At 68.0% G+C, this 15,058-nt stretch carries 13 protein-coding genes and 1 tRNA gene; 6 read left to right on the plus strand and 8 right to left on the minus strand.

Annotation, left to right across the window (positions count from 1 at the left end; all coding sequences use genetic code 11):
- Positions 1 to 89: 89 nt before the first annotated feature.
- The gene (gene glsA, locus M3E84_RS03235) at positions 90 to 2,246 is read right to left on the minus strand and encodes a glutaminase A (protein WP_259894560.1); all 2,157 of its coding nucleotides are present in this window, start codon (positions 2,244 to 2,246) and stop codon (positions 90 to 92) included.
- A gap of 107 nt (positions 2,247 to 2,353) precedes the next feature.
- On the opposite strand from glsA, the gene M3E84_RS03240 reads away from it, so the two are divergent.
- A tRNA-Lys gene (locus M3E84_RS03240) sits at positions 2,354 to 2,429 on the plus strand.
- A 37-nt stretch (positions 2,430 to 2,466) separates the two neighbouring features.
- Here the strand turns inward: M3E84_RS03240 and M3E84_RS03245 are convergent.
- The 3 genes from M3E84_RS03245 to M3E84_RS03255 form a co-directional block, all read right to left on the minus strand.
- Positions 2,467 to 3,036: an integrase core domain-containing protein gene (locus tag M3E84_RS03245; protein WP_006214729.1), complete on the minus strand. Its 570-nt coding sequence runs from the start codon at positions 3,034 to 3,036 to the stop codon at positions 2,467 to 2,469.
- A gap of 69 nt (positions 3,037 to 3,105) precedes the next feature.
- A complete protein-coding gene (locus M3E84_RS03250; RefSeq protein WP_259894561.1) occupies positions 3,106 to 3,885 on the minus strand; it encodes a YoaK family protein in 780 nt (259 codons plus the stop codon).
- A 1,664-nt stretch (positions 3,886 to 5,549) separates the two neighbouring features.
- Positions 5,550 to 6,239, minus strand: coding sequence for a site-specific integrase (locus M3E84_RS03255; RefSeq protein WP_311200421.1), 690 nt, complete (start codon positions 6,237 to 6,239; stop codon positions 5,550 to 5,552).
- Positions 6,240 to 6,878: 639 nt separating this feature from the next.
- On the opposite strand from M3E84_RS03255, the gene M3E84_RS03260 reads away from it, so the two are divergent.
- From M3E84_RS03260 to M3E84_RS03270, 3 genes are all read left to right on the plus strand, one after another.
- Positions 6,879 to 7,418, plus strand: a complete 540-nt coding sequence (locus M3E84_RS03260; protein WP_259894562.1) for a phage major capsid protein — start codon at positions 6,879 to 6,881, stop codon at positions 7,416 to 7,418.
- 342 nt (positions 7,419 to 7,760) lie between these two features.
- Entirely contained in the window at positions 7,761 to 8,441 is a 681-nt protein-coding gene (locus M3E84_RS03265; protein WP_259894563.1) for a hypothetical protein, read from the plus strand.
- A 913-nt stretch (positions 8,442 to 9,354) separates the two neighbouring features.
- A complete protein-coding gene (locus M3E84_RS03270) occupies positions 9,355 to 10,833 on the plus strand; it encodes a YfcC family protein (RefSeq protein ID WP_259894564.1) in 1,479 nt (492 codons plus the stop codon).
- 88 nt (positions 10,834 to 10,921) lie between these two features.
- Here the strand turns inward: M3E84_RS03270 and M3E84_RS03275 are convergent, their stop codons facing one another.
- From M3E84_RS03275 to M3E84_RS03290, 4 genes are all read right to left on the minus strand, one after another.
- A complete protein-coding gene (locus tag M3E84_RS03275) occupies positions 10,922 to 11,251 on the minus strand; it encodes a multidrug efflux SMR transporter (RefSeq protein ID WP_206391125.1) in 330 nt (109 codons plus the stop codon).
- On the minus strand, positions 11,248 to 11,619 hold the full coding sequence (locus M3E84_RS03280; protein WP_137802972.1) for a multidrug efflux SMR transporter: 372 nt from the start codon (positions 11,617 to 11,619) through the stop codon (positions 11,248 to 11,250). Before M3E84_RS03280 ends, M3E84_RS03275 begins: the two co-directional genes overlap by 4 nt.
- The gene (locus tag M3E84_RS03285) at positions 11,616 to 12,125 is read right to left on the minus strand and encodes a TetR/AcrR family transcriptional regulator (protein WP_259894565.1); all 510 of its coding nucleotides are present in this window, start codon (positions 12,123 to 12,125) and stop codon (positions 11,616 to 11,618) included. Before M3E84_RS03285 ends, M3E84_RS03280 begins: the two co-directional genes overlap by 4 nt.
- 119 nt (positions 12,126 to 12,244) lie before the next feature.
- Entirely contained in the window at positions 12,245 to 13,288 is a 1,044-nt protein-coding gene (locus tag M3E84_RS03290) for a YeiH family protein (RefSeq protein ID WP_259894566.1), read from the minus strand.
- Positions 13,289 to 13,381: 93 nt separating this feature from the next.
- Here M3E84_RS03290 and M3E84_RS03295 point away from each other — a divergent pair, with 93 nt between their 5' ends.
- Together M3E84_RS03295 and M3E84_RS03300 are read left to right on the plus strand one after the other, a co-directional pair.
- Complete coding sequence (locus M3E84_RS03295) at positions 13,382 to 14,287, plus strand: LysR family transcriptional regulator (protein ID WP_259894567.1); 906 nt, start codon at positions 13,382 to 13,384, stop codon at positions 14,285 to 14,287.
- Between the two features lie 104 nt (positions 14,288 to 14,391).
- The gene (locus M3E84_RS03300; RefSeq protein WP_259894568.1) at positions 14,392 to 15,045 is read left to right on the plus strand and encodes a superoxide dismutase family protein; all 654 of its coding nucleotides are present in this window, start codon (positions 14,392 to 14,394) and stop codon (positions 15,043 to 15,045) included.
- Positions 15,046 to 15,058: the final 13 nt, after the last annotated feature.

The following is a 15,058-nucleotide window of genomic DNA, read 5'->3' on the forward strand; positions in this document are numbered from 1 at the left end:
CTCCAGCGTACGACCGCTGCTGCCGGTCGCATCAGGCCGTACGGATCCGATCAGCGCTCAGCCGAAGCCCCGTGCGAGCAGACCAGAGCTCAGTCCTCGACCGGGGTCTCGTTCCAGTGGTCGCCGGGCTCCCAGCCGAGGTTGGCGCACAGGGCGGTCTCCAGGTCCTCCGAGGCGGCCCGGGCCATCGAGCGCCACAGCTCCAGAGCTGCGGCGGGCTCCTCCTGCTCCAGCGCCCGCAGGGCAGGGGCGTCGAGCACGCGCACCACCAGGTCGGTGCCGGCCACGGCCTGCACGCTCAGCCGCTCGTCGCTGACGCCCGAGGAGCGGAAGACGGTGCCCGGGCGCATGCGGCGCACGACCGAGCCGTCCTCGTGGGAGCCGTGCGGGATCATCTCCACGAGGCCCTCGACCACCAGGACCACCGCGGACTCGCCGGGCTCCAGGTCCAGCACGGGCTCGCCCTCGCGGACCCGCAGCTCCTGGGCGCGCGACCAGATCGTCTCGGCGACCTCGTCGTCGGTGTCGCGCAGCAGGTCAGTGGAGCGCGCGGCCTCGATGGTGGACTCGGCGTCCAGATCGGGCATCTCGTCGGAGGCGGTGGCGTCGTCGTCGCGTCGGCGCAGCTGCTCGATCAGCTGATCCTCCACGTGCGCCAGGGCCTCTTCGCGGGTGCCGAAGACCGTGAGGTTCTCCGGCTTGGTGGTGGTCCGGATCTTGCGCGCCGCCGAGATGGCAGGCAGCGAGTCGGTATAGGGGTTGGACGGGCCATCGGTGTCGTCGTCGGGCTCGTCCTTCCAGATGTCCTCCCAGACGGTGTCCCAGGCGTCGTGCCAGTCGCCGGTCCAGGTGTCGCCCACGACCAGCGCGACGTCGCGGCCGGCCTCGCACAGCTCTGTGGCGGTCACGGCGATCAGGTGGCGGCCGAAGCCGGCGATCTGATCGACGTCGGACAGGTCCAGGATCACGGAGCTCGCCGTCTGCGCCGATTGGCGCAGGGCGCGCACGGTCTCCTCGGTGCCGGGGAAGAGCAGGTTGCCTTGGATCTCGATCACGGCGACGTCCGAAGCCAGCTCGCTGAGGGCCCGGCGCGAGTCCTCATCGCGGTGGGTCAGGGAGCGGGCGTCGGCCAGGGAGTGGATGGAGCGCACGGTGCGCTTGGACGGGCGCGGGCCGCGGGCGAAGTGCAGGTCCATGGCCTGGGAGATGCGCTCGCAGGCGGCCGTGCCGCGCACGCTGTTGCCGTGCTGATCCAGCGGCGGGGCGAACGTGGCCACGGCCAGCTGGCCCGGGACCACCGCGATGATGCCGCCGCCCACGCCGGACTTGCCGGGCAGGCCCACGCGCACGAACCACTCGCCGGCATCGTCGTACATTCCGCAGGAGTTCATCACCGACAGCACACGCTCGACCGTGACCGGCTCCATGACGCGCTCGTCGGTGAACGGATTGCGCCCACCGGCGGCCAGGGTGGCGCCCATGATCGCCAGATCCCGGGTGTCGACCATGACGGAGCACTGGGCGAAGTAGTCCTCCAGCGCCTGGGTGGGGTCCTCCTCGATGATCCCGACGGAGCTGAGCATCCAGCCCAGCGCGCGGTTGCGGTCGCCCTCCTTGTGCTCCTGGGAGTAGACGTCGGGATCCATCATCAGCTCGCGCCCGGCGAAGGCCGAGAACAGCTGCCGGACGCGCTCGCGGCGGGCGGTGCCGCGGTGCGGGTCCACGAGCCAGGAGGCGGTGATCGCCCCGGCGTTGATCATGGCGTTGGCAGGGCGGTTGGTCTGCGGATTCAGCGAGATGCGGTTGAAGGACTCGCCGCTGGGCTCCACATCGATCTTGGCATCCACGCCCTCGAAGCCGCGGTCCTCGATCGCCAGCCCGTAGACGAAGGCCTTGGAGATCGACTGGATGGAGAAGCAGTCGCGGCTGTCGCCGGCCTCGTAGATGTGGCCATCGGCCGTGGCGACCACGACCGCCAGCTTCTCCGGATCGGCGTTGGCCAGCGCCGGGATCGACGACGACGGCTCCCCGTCGGTCAGCTCGCGGACCTCATCCAGCACGGCGGCCAGGGCGCCCTCGATGGGCGACGGGCCGAAGAGCTTCTCGGACTCGGACCACTCGGGGCTCGGGCGCTGGGTGTCGGCCCATCCCAGCGGGTCGCCGTTCTCGTCGAGCTGGTAGGCGGTGTCCTGATCGTCCGGATCTTGGGCTGTTCGGTGGCGCTGAGGCGTGTCGTGGGAGGTCACGAAGACGACGGTACCGGGGCTGGCGGCGGATGCCGATTCCTCTGCGGATCTGCCTGCGGGGGCTGGTCTACGATGGTGGGCGTCGCCCGCACATCCGGGCGGCGGTGGGGCCCTTAGCTCAGCTGGCAGAGCAGTGGACTTTTAATCCATGGGTCGTGGGTTCGATCCCCACAGGGCCCACCATTGTGATGTCTCAGTACATGGGAAACACCCCGAACCCTCAGGTTCGGGGTGTTTTTCGTTGTGGCTGGTACTTCCGCGTGGGGTCCAGGGTGAGCTCGCGGAGGATCTCTCCGGTGGCCTTGGCCACGATGGTGATCTCGCGGTCCTCAACGATCAGAACGACGTGGGTTCGGGCGTGGGCTCGGCCGATGCCGATGTGGAAGAGCTGGCCGTCGTAGCGCAGCGTGACTTTGCCCGTGGCATCGATCTTGTCGGTGCGGAACCGGGTCGTGGCCGGTGCCAGGGGCCCTGGGGTGTCCTTCGGTGCGGCGATGTAGGCGGCGTACGGGGTGGTCTTCTTCGCTGAGTGGATCCGCTGAGTGTTGTAGATCTCGCGGAACTGATCGAGCAGGGCCTGCAGGCCCGGCAGGTCTGCTGGTGGGGGCTGGGCTGCCAGCCACTTCTTCAGGGTCTGCTGGAAGCGCTCGACTTTGCCCTGGGTCTGCGGGTGGCCTCCGCGGCAGTCCCGCTTGGATGGTGGACAACGGGGCTTCGTAGACGGCGGGGCCGTCGGCCCACATGCGGGACTTGGTGGTGATCCAGCGGTGGATGCTGGCCGCGATCGCACGCGCCTCAGAGGCCGCTAGTGGCGATCCCGCGCCATTGCTTGTCCAGACTCAACCGCCGTTCGACTCGATCACGCGGCGACCCCGCCCCGCCGCGCCGGCCCGGTGCCGGGCCCGGCAAAGTCGCGCGCGATCGGCGGCAGGGATGCGGTCAGGATCAGGGCGGCGCCGAAGACCAGGGCGCCGAAGCCCATTCCCCAGTAACCCAGCGTGCCCACGATCCCGCCGAGGAAGAACAGGCCCACGAGCACAGTGAGCACCCGCAGCTTCTCCCGGTCACCGCGCACTGGGGCGTCGTCCCGGCTGCGGTAGAGGATGCGGCCGAGCTCCACGGCGATATCGGTCACCATCCCCGTGACGTGGGTGGTTCGCACCGGGAAGTCGCGGATCTTGGTGATCAGGGCGTTCTGCAGGCCCATGGTGAAGCACAGCGGCGCCACGAGCACCAGCTCCGTCTCAGGGCCCTCGAATCGCCCGGCCAGCAGACCGGTCACGAGCATCAGTACGCCCTCCAGTGCCAGGACGTTGGCGTAGCGGCTCGAGAGCCGTCGTCGTCGGCCCCAGGTGAAGACCACGGTGCACATGATCGCCCCGACGATGAATGAGGACACGGCCAGGGCCGCCGCCAGCACCAGGCGCCAGTCGCCGGTCATGAAGTGATCGGCGCCCGAGGCCGTCATCCCGGTCATGTGCGACGTGTAGAGACCCACGGCCACGAAGCCGACGGAGTTCAGAGCCCCGGCGATGACCACCAGCAGGTAGGCCAGGTGCCGGTCGAAGAGCGGGGTTCGGCGGGGGCCGGAGAGTAGCTGGGCGTAGCGGTAGATCTGGCGGGGAGCGCGGGGGAGCATCTCGGTACTATAGGCAGGCGCGTGTGAACGGCGGATGCAACGCAGGTAGGGATCCGCCGGGAGTCCGCTCAGTTCATCAGTCGATTCTCATCTGGGCGCGCACCGGTGCAGGGTGGGGCCGCAGAGCTGCTCAGCGCCGCAGGATCATGGGGGTGTGCGTGATGCCGGCTTCCAGGAAGGGCGCCTCGTCGCGTAGGAGACACGCCCTAGCCGATCAGGCCGCGAGATGAGCACGTGGTGGCTCGCGTTCGGCGGTGACCTCCGTCCAGACGGCACGAGCGGGTTGCCCTGTGGACGTGAGCCGGCGACACCTTGTGTCGGCGGGACTGATAATCCTCGGGTCGTGGGTTCGATCCCCACAGGGCCCACTCCTTGATGTCTCGGTACATCAGGCGTGCTCCAGATTGCGGGGCGATAAGGTCGCCACAGTAACTTTACCCGCGTAGCGTACCGGGCCAGATTGACACCCTCAACGGGATCGAAAACTGATGAATATACGTGGTTTGTTTCGTTGATCGCGAGCGATTGCTTACTCTGTGTGAATTATGGGGCGATGGTCCTCGGTGTCGCCATGTGTTCGATCGTTCGCAAGTGAGAACGGCGCGGAGCTGAAGCCCCGGATCGGGTTCTACTGGGCGTTGGCTGCGGGTTGCGGAACCTAAGCTGGCCACTTCTGCCATACAATGTACGCATGAATGATCAACTGGCCCCATCCGTGTTGGACAAATACAGAATTCGAGATGAGGGAAAGTGTTGGATCTGTGGCGCCCCTGCTACAACTTCTGAGCATAAGTATAAGCATAGTGATTTGCGTCGCATCCGAGGTTCGTCTAAGGAGGACGGTGTTTATCGGGTTGCCAAGGTTGGATATACCGGAGAGTTGCGATCGCTAAAGAAAGGTCATGCAGTCCTCTGGAGCAGGTGCTTGTGTGCGAAATGCAATAATCAGCGAAGTCAACCGTTTGATCGTAGCTACGATCAATTTGTCGACTATATTTCAGTCAACTGGGAAGGGTTGATGAAGGCTCGGCGCCTTAAGTGGCGTCATGTCTACGGGGATGACTTGGGGGCGAAAGCTAAGGACCTATCAAAATACCTAGTCAAGCAATTTGGTTGCATGCTACGAACCGAGAACCTCCCTGTTCCGCCGGAGGCACCTCGATTTTTAAATGGTGGCGATATTGGTGATTTGATGGTTAGCATGTTTGTGGATGATGAATTACTCGACGCTAGAGATCGGGCGATGCATTCGATGGGTGACGATGTTTGGCTCCGGACTTACGTCGGCCTACCCGAGACATCTGCTCTGCATGATGGCAGGAACCTTACTGGTGCTGAGTACCGGCTCCAGCTCGGATATATTCTACTATGTGTTAAATGGGTCAAAGGCGAAAGATTTCCTTCGATTCACGAGCGAGCGACGTTTCGAATTCGGCACCTCGAGGCAGATGGGCGAACTGCTGGATCGGAGGAGAGCGGTTCAGCGTCATGATTCGTGCAGATGGGGACGCGCAGGGACCGCCTGCGCCCGGCCGGCTGTCGGTTGTAGCTGCGCACAATGGGCTTGAACTGATAATCCATGGGTCGTGGGTTCGATCCCCACAGGGCCCACTCATAGAGAACGCTGCTACTTCCCCTAGAATCCGGGGAAGTAGCGGCCTTCTTTAGCCCTGACCCTGGCCCTCTGCCCACGATCTGCCCACAACTGCCGTAGATGCTGCGCGATCCAGAGCTGCCCCCACGGCGTCGAGATCGTCGTCGAAGAGGTCCGCGTACACGTCCAGGGTCATGGCCGCCGAGGCGTGCCCGAGCATCCGCTGCGCCGCCTTGACGTTGGCCCCGGCCGAGATCGCCAGGGACGGTGCCGTGTGCCGAAGGTCGTGCAGGGTCATGTGCTCGAGCTCGGCGCGGCCGAGCGCCGCGGAGTACCAGGAGTGCCCGTCCCCGGAGCGGCGACGCCCGTTCTTGCCGGTAGAGACCGCCTCGGAGAGCTTCGGGCGCCGGATGAAGCCGCCGCTTGGACTCATGAACACCAGGTCGTTTGGCTCCTTGTCGGCGACCTGGTCGCGCAGCTGCGGCGCCAGGAACCAATCCAGCGGGACGGAGCGCTTCTTGTGCGACTTCGGGGAGCCGATCTCGATCTTCGAGCCGATTTCCACCGCATTGCGCTCCACGCTCACGCGCCGCCGCTCAAAGTCGAGGTCGCGGGCGCGAAGGCCGGCCATCTCGCCCCAGCGCAGCCCCGTGTACCCGAGTAGCAGGATCAGCGTGCGGTGCTGCCCTGCCTCATCGGCGAGCGCGTGCAGCTGCTCGTGGGACAGGTAGATGTGCGGCCGCGGTCGCCGCCCTCGCAGAGGTCGGCCTCATCCGAGTTGAGGGAGACAAGATTGCCCTGCTGTAGCTCGAGCAGCACATACCGCCGCCCAGCGTGCGCGAGAACACGGAGAAGTCGAAGCAGCGGATGCGCCGGCACCGCAAGCACAAGAACGGAGACCACTCCGAGCGCCTCCCCGCGAACTGCGACCAGGCCCCACCTACCCGTAAAGCTACGGCCCCTGTTACGCGTAACACTGAGACAGGACAGGACAGGACAAGGCGGGTGTCACCGAGCCGCTCGAAAACGCCGAGCAGGTCAGCCTCTGTCCCGTTGCAGTTCCAGGGGGAAACGTCCCCGAAGTAGGCCAAGAGCAGAACAGCCTCAAGACCCAGCAGCGGTAGACGTACTGCCGAAGGGGAGGCTACGCGAACCGGCCCCTGCCAGGTATCGACCTCTGCACAGAGCACCGCCCCGACCGAGAGGCCGCCGAGGCCGCCCGCGACCGCGAACTGAGGGAGGCGTCATGATCTGGAGCCGCCCCCCCCGGGCGTCCGTGGGACGGACAGCCCCACCGAGGACGAGCGCACCGATCGCGGGCTGTTCGTGCTGCCGGAGATCCGCCCCGGCACCACCCCGGCCCGCCTGGCCGACTCGGCACCGAGGACCAGCCCCGCCCGTGCCCTTACTGCCGGCCCCACCTCAGCCGCGGCCGCCAGGGCTGGCGCGTGAATCCGAAGCTCCTAAGGTCATCGACAAGGCCTTCCTCACCAGCCAGGCAGCCCCGGCACCCAAGGGCCTGACCTCGCTGAAGGATGCCACGGCCGTCGACCTCGAGCTCGAGAACCTGGATTCCTTCTCGGTGGCGCAGTACACCGCCGAGGCCAAGGGCGCGATCATCACCGCGTTCCTCACCTCGCCCGAGGACGCTCTCACGCTGGCGAACCTCAAGGTCTCCGTGGGCTCGAACGAGTCGCTGGTGCAGGGGCAGCGCGTCGTCAACGGTGTGCCCATCATCATCGCTCCCGACCTGCCCGCAGGCACGATCTCCGGCGTCGACGCCAGCCGCATCTACAGCGTGATCCGCGATGAGGTGCGCGTCGACGTCGACGAGTCGGTCTACTTCACCTCCGACCGCATCGCTGTGCGCACCACCATGCGGATGGGCTTCGGCTTCGCCGATCCGACCAGCATCATCAAGATGACCGCGGCAGCCTGAACCAGCATGGAAAAGGCCCGGCAGGCTTGACCTGCCGGGCCTTCCCCGCCCTTACCGCTGCGCTGCTCTTCGCTCACCCAAGGGCCTCGAGTGCTGGAAGAGCCCGACGAACGGATTGCTTCTAGGCGCTCCGAGGGAGGGACAACGGCCCAGTCAGCTTACAGCGTCCTGGCGCGCACATGGTGAACCTCAGCTCCTTCCCCACCCGTTCTACCCCCCCCCCCGGAAGCAGGCCCGGCAGGTGACACCGGCCAATCCGGCTTGTCACCACTAGAATCCGCGCGGGTGACATGCCGAGGACGACCTCGGGCGACCCCAAAACTCCGTAGAAGGGAAGCCCAGATGAACGCGTTAGCCGCATGGAGCACATTCGCTACGGCCCTATTCACGCTTGGACTTCTCTTGACAGCGGTACTGACGGCCTGTTCGGCCTTCAGTACGCTCAGGGCGGCGCGCGAGGCCAATGAACAGGCCAAGAGGGACTCGATCCTGCAAACCCGCCCATATGTCTACGCAGAGATCCTCCCCAGCTTGGCCGGAGCAGCCTCCTATGACCTCGTCGTGCGGAATCAGGGGCGGTCGGCTGCCCGCGATCTGCGCATGGCTTTCGAGCCGCAGGTGAACACTCCCGACGACGTTGCGGACGCCATTCTGCGTGCGTTCGACACCCCGCGTGACCTTCCCCCGGGATCCTCCCTGCGGATGTACTGGCACATCGCTGCGGCCGAGGGCGAAACTCTAATGAACGCCAAGGGCACCGAGCCGGTAGAGGATGGGGGCTCCGGTATGCCCAAACATGGAGTCATCCAACTTCGCTACGAGGGCGACGACCCGTCTCAGGACCTGTACACGGAGAAGTACCCTTTCGACGTCGAGAATGCTGGCCTCTGGCCCCTCCCGGAGGATGGTCCCGAAGTTAGGGGGCCGCGCGACACCCGTTCCGACAAGATGTCGCCCAAGGAGCGACGCTTCTACAAAGCGCTCCAAGCACTCAGTCGCAATGTTGGAGCCCTTCGCTGGTAGGCAACCTCTAGTCCGGAAGCAGTCCTGGCCGCCCACGATCTGCCCACATCGATTGTGATCCAGAGGCATCTAGGGAGACCTAGATCGCTGTCATTTCAAGGGTTGATTCCCCCGGTGTGGTCGCCTGCGTGGGTTCGATCCCCACAGGGCCCACTCTGTGACGTCTCAGTACATCGGAAACACCCCGAACCCTCAGGTTCGGGGTGTTTTTCGCTGCGTCGGGGTGCTCCGCGAGGACTCACCTAGGTGAGGGGTCGCCGGTGCAGACCTTCCGCCCATGAACGACGGCATCTGCGACTCCTCTGCTGCGGCAGACTCGTGGGTTCTACCGTGGGCCCGTCGAGGATCTGCGACGTCGACCTGGTCAGACGCTGATCGCAACGGCACAGTCTTCGCGGGGCCGCGTCGGCCCCGGCACCCCGACCGTCACGGGCCCTGCCCCTCCCAATGAAAGCTGCACGGCGGCGTGCGAGGGCTGGATCCTGGTGCGGACGGCGGCGGGTCATGTCTCATCGTGGGTCCGGTGGTGTTGCCGAGGTATCGAGACATGTGGTGACGAGGTATTGAGACTCAACACCACAGGGCCCACTCTGTGATGTCTCAGCACATCGGAAGCGCCTCGAACCCTCAGGTTCGGGGCGCTTCTCGTCGTGGCCGGAAGGCCGCCCAGGGACTGGAGGCTCGTGGCCGGGAGCCCGGGGCGGCGGGTTGGTGACAGATCTGCACCTCATCAGCGCTGATGAGGTGCAGATCTGTCACCAACCCTCCCGGCTGGGCACACGTCGGAGAGGCCGGTTACGGCCCGAGTCTTCGTTCTTGGGGTGCCCGCGACGGGGTGCATAGGTTCGAAAGCAGGCGCGCCTCCGCTGCCCGCTGGCGCGCGACGAACCTGCCCGACCCGCGAGGGAGCCCCATGTCCACCTCCGCATCAGCCGGAGAGCCCGCCGCTTCACGAGAGACCTCTCCCGCCGGGGAGCCCGCCGCCGCGGAGACTGACCCCACCGCCCCGCGGGACCGCTTCCCGCACGTCTACGTCATCCTGATCGCCTTCGCGCTGCTGGCCGCCGTCGCCAGCTGGCTTGTCCCTGCGGGACAGTACGAGCGGATGGCGGGACCGGGCGGCCGGGAGGTCGTGGACCCGGACAGCTTCTCGTTCATCGAGCAGTCGCCCGTCACCGCCCTGCAGCTGCTCACCGCGATCCCGCGCGGGCTGGTGGATGCCGGGGCCATCGTGTTCTTCGTCTTCACGATCGGCGGCATGTTCGAGGTCATCCGCAGGACCGGGCTGATCGACGTCGCCCTGGCCGCGGTAGCTCGGACCTTCTCCGGCCGGGGGATCGTGGTGATCCCCGTGCTGATGACGGTGTTCTCGCTGATCGCCAGCTTCATCGGCGTGCCCGAGCTCTCGCTCGTCTACATCCCGGCGATCATGCCGCTGATCCTCAGCCTGGGCTACGACCGGGTCGTCGCGGCCGGGATCGCGCTGCTGGGCACGGGCGCGGGCTTCGCCGCAGGATTCCTCAACCCGATCAACACCGGGCTGGGCCAGCAGATCGCCGGGCTGGAGCCCTTCTCGGGTATCGGTCTGCGCATCGTGCTCTACGTCTTCTATCTGGCCACGGGCATCGCCTACGTCATGTGGTACGCCCGCCGCGTGGCCGCCGATCCCACGCGCTCGGTGCTGCACGGCCACGCCGACACCTCCATCCGCGACCGCGACCGCCTGGATCTGGAGTCCACCCCGCGCTTCACCGGGCGCCAGCGCGCGGCGGCCGTCGCCCTGATCCTGATGGCCGGTCTGCTGGTGTGGGGGATCCTCACCCAGGGCTGGTTCTTCCCCGAGTTCGCGGGAATGTTCATCCTCACCGCGATCGTCGTCGGGCTGGTCGCGGGGCTGAAGACGCGCGAGCTGGCCGAGGGCTTCGATCAGGGCATGCGCGACGTCCTCGCCGGCGCGATCATCGTCGGCGTGGCCCGCGGCGTAGCCATCGTCCTCGAGGACGGGCACATCCTGGACACGATCATCTACGGCCTGGGGGAGTCGGTGGGCTTCCTGCCGCCCGTGCTGTTCGTCGTCGGGATGTTCCTGATGCAGGCGGTGTTCAACCTGATCGTCCCGTCCGGCTCCGGGCAGGCGCTCGTGACTCTGCCCGTGCTGGCGCCGCTGTCGGACATCCTGGGCGTCTCGCGCCAGTCGGCGGTGCTGGCGTATCAGACCGGCGACGGCATGACGAACGTGCTGTACCCGACCTCCGGGTACTTCATGGCGGCGCTGGTGGTCGGGCGCATCCCGTGGAACCGGTGGGTGCGCTTCTATGCCCCGCTGCTGGGGGTCTGGGTGCTGATCTCGATCGGCTTCCTGATCTTCGCCCAGGTCACCGGCTGGAGCTGATCCCCATCCCTCTCCCCGCCGAGTGGATACCCAGTTGCGCTGTCGGGCGCAATAGCGCAACTGGGTATCCACTCGGCGGGAGAGGGCCTCAGTGCGCGGCGCCGAGTTCGATGAGCAGCACGCCGCCGATGATCAGGGTGATCCCCAGGGTCATGACCCGGGTGAGCGGCTCCTTGAACAGGACGCGGCTGAGGATCGCGGTGAGGGCCACGCCGGCAGCTGCCCAGACGCCGTAGGCGACGCCCAGCGGCGTGCCCTCGGCGAGGGTCAGCGTGAGCATCGAGAAGGCCAGGACGTAGCCGCCGCCGATCGCCAGCCACCACAGCTTGGAGCCGGCGGCGGCCATGCGCAGGCTGAGGGTGGCGCTGACCTCGAAGAGGATCGCTAGGACGAGGGATGTCACTGCCAGGGGAGTCATCGTGCAGTCGCCTCCTTCTGCTCGCGTGCGGTGTCCGGCGTGTTCTGAGCCTGTTGGGAGCCGATCTCGACCAGCAGCACGCCGCCCATCACGGCGGCGATGCCGATGCCCATGGGCAGGGTCAGGGGCTCGTGGAAGATCACGGCGGACAGGACTGCCGTCAGCGCCACGCCGCAGGCGGCCCAGATGCCGTAGCCCACGCCCAGGCTCATGCCCTCGCGCAGGGCCTGGAACATGCACAGGAAGGCGGCGGCGTAGCCTGCGACCACCACGGCGTAGAGCGCCGGGGCCTCCAGTGCTGCCTTCAGGGACAGCGTGGCGGTCACCTCCACCAGGATCGCCAGGGTCAGGAAGATCCACTTCTTCATGCGTCAGTCTCCTTCTCGAACAGGGACAGGGCGACGTCGAGCACGGCCGCGCGCTGATCGCGGTCCTGCGGGAGGATCCCCAGGCAGCGGTCGATCCAGGCGCCGTCGGCGAGATAGCGCACGGCGGCTGCGCGCGGATGCTCCAACGAGCCGAACCAGGCGTCCATCTGCTCGCCCCAGCGCACGGAGAGCTTCTCGCGCAGCCGGGGATCGGCGAACAAAGCGAGATCGGCGGTGTCCATCTCGCCGAGCAGCGCGAGCTCTGCGTAGGCGCGCAGCCGCTGCTCGGGGCTCGCGTCGGCACCGGCCCGCTCCGACAGCTCGCGCTCCCAGCGGGCGAGCAGGTGCTCCAGCACCGCGAAGGCCAGCGCTTCCTTGGTGGGGAAGTGGTGCACGACGCCGGGCTTGGTCAGCTTCGCCTCCTGCGCGACGGCGTCGATGGTCAGGGAGCGGCCATCGCGCAGGACGTCGAGGGCGGCGTCGAGGATCTGGGGGTTCGTCATCATACCCTAAACCATACCATACGTATGGTAGGTATCGATTCCGCCTCTCTCCCCGCCGAGTGGATGCCCAGTTGCGCTATCGGGCGGAACAGCGCAACTGGGGATCCACTCGGCGGAGGGGGTCAGGGGGTGGCGAGGGCGATGCCTCCTGCGGCGATGCCGGCGACCAGCAGCGTGGACAGGGCCGCCAGGGCGAAGGGGCGGGCGCCCACGGCGGCCAGCGCTCGGAAGCGGACGCCGCAGCCCAGCCCGAACATCGCCGCGGCCAGCAGGAGGGTCTGCAGCAGCTGGGCACCGGCCAGCGCGGGGTCCGGGATGGGCAGCAGGGAGCGTACGAGCACCATGGCCAGAAATCCCACGACGAACAGGGGCACGACGGGCGGCAGCGCCCCGGGCGATGCGTCGGGATCCGCGGCCTTCCGGGTCCGGCGGCGGTGCAGGCTCAGGATCGCGATGACCGGCGCGAGCAGCAGCACGCGGGCGAGCTTGACCACGACGGCCGCGCTCAGCGCCCCGCCGCCGACGAACCCGCCGACGGCCACCACCTGGGCGATCTCGTGGATCGAAGCTCCAGCCCACAGCCCGGTCGTCTCCGCCTCCAGCCCCAGGGCTGAGCTGAGCAGCGGCACGATCCCGATCATGAGCGTCCCGAACAGCGCCACCAACGCGATCGCGGTGACGGCGTCCTGCTCACGCTCGCCGTGGGGATCACTCGCCCCGGCGGCCCCGGCCACCGCGGCGGCACCGCAGATCGAGAAGCCGCAGGCCACCAGCAGGCTCAGATGCCCGGGCACACCCAGCAGTCGGCCCAGGGTGAGCGTGCCGATGATCCCGCCGACGACGACGGCGAGCACGACGCCCAGCAGCGGCGCCCCCAGGGCCAGGATGTCGCCCAGGACCAGCTGCAGCCCCAGGACGACGATGCCGGCGCGCAGCAGGTGGCGGGAGCTGAAGGCGATGCCCGCGGCACCGGCGCTCGGGAGCAGCTCCAGGTTGGCCGCGGCCATGCCCATCACGATGGCGCACAGCAGCGCGGGCAGTCCCGGCAGCAGCGCAGCGAGCCCCAGGGACAGCCCGGCGGCGGCCAGGCACAGCATGATGCCGGGCACCAGGGCGCGCACAGTGCTGGCGGACGCCGGTGCTGCGGTGGTCCTGTGCGGGGTCATCTGTCCATCGTCGCGAGTCCGCGCGATCGGCAGTAGAGGCATCTCCGTGCCGGGTCACAAGCTATCGTTGGATCTCGAGGCGATGGGGGCAGCATGACGAGTGAGCCGGACCTGGAGTCCCTGCGCGCCCTCACTCTGGCAGCGCAGCACGGCAGCATCTCGGCCGCAGCGGCACGGCAGGACGTCAGCCAGCAGGCCCTGTCGCTGCGGATCCGCGCGTTGGAGAGGCAGCTGGGTCTCGCCCTGCTGGTGCGCTCGCCCAGGGGATCCCATCTCACGCCGTCGGGCGAGCTGCTGGTCGGCTGGGCCGCCCCTCTGCTGGCGGCCGCCGACGACTTCGCCGCAGCGACCCGCTCCCTGCGCGAGTCCCGTGCGGACACCCTGCGCATCGCGGCCAGCCTGACCATCGCCGAGCACCTGCTTCCCCCGTGGGTGGCCCGCTGGCGCGCGCAGCGAGGCCAGGAGGGCCCTCTCGTACAGCTGCGCGCGGCCAACAGCAGCGCCGTCATCGAGTCCGTGCGTGAGGGGGCCGTCGACCTCGGACTCATCGAGACACCCGACCTGCCGCAGGACCTGGGGTGCGAGCAGATCGGCTCGGACACGGTGGAGGTCGTGGTCGACGCTGCGCATCCGTGGGTCCGTCGTGCCGCCGTCGCCGCTGACGAGCTCGCCCGCACGCCCCTGGTGCTGCGCGAGCCGGGCAGCGGAACCCGCCGGGCGCTCGAGGAGGCGCTGCTCCGGGCGGGCTACCCGCTTGCCGCCGAGCCCGCCGTGGTCTCGCCGACCACCCTGGGCGTGCGCAGTGCGACCATGGCCGGCACGGCTCCCGGCGCCCTCAGCTCGATCGCGGTGGCGGAGGACCTGCGGGCGAGACGACTCGTGCGAGTGCAGATCGCCGGCGTCGCGATCGCCCGCCCGCTGACGGCCATCTGGTCGAGCAGCCGTCCGAGCGCGGCAGCGCGCGCCTTCCTGTCGATGCGCGCCCGGCTCACCTCCTGAGGGGCCTGCTGGGGTGGACGAGCCATAGTTGCTAGCGTCGGCATACGGGCTGATCAGAAGCAGGCCCGCTTCGATCGGCCGGCCGAGAACCGGAAGGGGCCGACATGCATCAGCGAACAGCATCCACCACCACCACGGCACGACGACCGGCGACGCTGCTGAGCCTGGGGGCCGTCGCGGCCCTGGCGCTCAGCGCCTGCGCGGGGCAGGACTCCGGTGCGGAGGGAGACGGCGAGACCGCGTCGTCCGCCGCCGACAGCGCCGCCCTGGCGACCGCCGCGGCCCAGGACGGCGACGGCCAGGACGCCGGCACCGCCGAGTTCACCGAGACGGACGGCGGGATGGAGATCAGCGTCGATCTCGAGAACCTGGAACCGGGCCACCACGGCCTGCACCTGCATCAGGTCGGCGAATGCGAGCCGGACAGCGCCGCGCCGGACGACCCGTCGGACACCGGCGACTTCCTCTCGGCAGGCGGGCACCTGAATCCGGACGACGCGCAGCATCCCGACCACGCGGGTGACCTGCCGTCGATCCTGGTCCAGGAGGACGGCACGGCGCAGATCACCTTCACCACGGACAGGCTCGCCCAGGAGGACCTGCTCGACGACGACGGGACCGCGCTGATGGTCCACTCTGATGCCGACAACTTCGCGAACATCCCCGAGCGCTACGCCCCGGAGGGCGCCGACGAGGACAGCACCTCCACCGGCGATGCCGGGGACCGCGCGGCCTGCGGCGTGGTCGAGGAGGCCTGAGCCTCAGCCGCCC

This window comes from Kocuria sp. p3-SID1428, from assembly GCF_025149945.1.
GTDB lineage: Bacteria > Actinomycetota > Actinomycetes > Actinomycetales > Micrococcaceae > Kocuria.

Excerpts from the sequence above, each read along its gene's own strand:
- M3E84_RS03250 (WP_259894561.1), bottom strand. The coding sequence starts at position 3,885 with ATGCTCCCCCGCGCTCCCCGCCAGATCTACCGCTACGCCCAGCTACTC.
- M3E84_RS03265 (WP_259894563.1), top strand. The coding sequence starts at position 7,761 with ATGAACGCGTTAGCCGCATGGAGCACATTCGCTACGGCCCTATTCACG.
- M3E84_RS03270 (WP_259894564.1), top strand. The coding sequence starts at position 9,355 with ATGTCCACCTCCGCATCAGCCGGAGAGCCCGCCGCTTCACGAGAGACC.
- M3E84_RS03275 (WP_206391125.1), bottom strand. The coding sequence starts at position 11,251 with ATGACTCCCCTGGCAGTGACATCCCTCGTCCTAGCGATCCTCTTCGAG.
- M3E84_RS03280 (WP_137802972.1), bottom strand. The coding sequence starts at position 11,619 with ATGAAGAAGTGGATCTTCCTGACCCTGGCGATCCTGGTGGAGGTGACC.
- M3E84_RS03285 (WP_259894565.1), bottom strand. The coding sequence starts at position 12,125 with ATGATGACGAACCCCCAGATCCTCGACGCCGCCCTCGACGTCCTGCGC.
- M3E84_RS03290 (WP_259894566.1), bottom strand. The coding sequence starts at position 13,288 with ATGACCCCGCACAGGACCACCGCAGCACCGGCGTCCGCCAGCACTGTG.
- M3E84_RS03295 (WP_259894567.1), top strand. The coding sequence starts at position 13,382 with ATGACGAGTGAGCCGGACCTGGAGTCCCTGCGCGCCCTCACTCTGGCA.
- M3E84_RS03300 (WP_259894568.1), top strand. The coding sequence starts at position 14,392 with ATGCATCAGCGAACAGCATCCACCACCACCACGGCACGACGACCGGCG.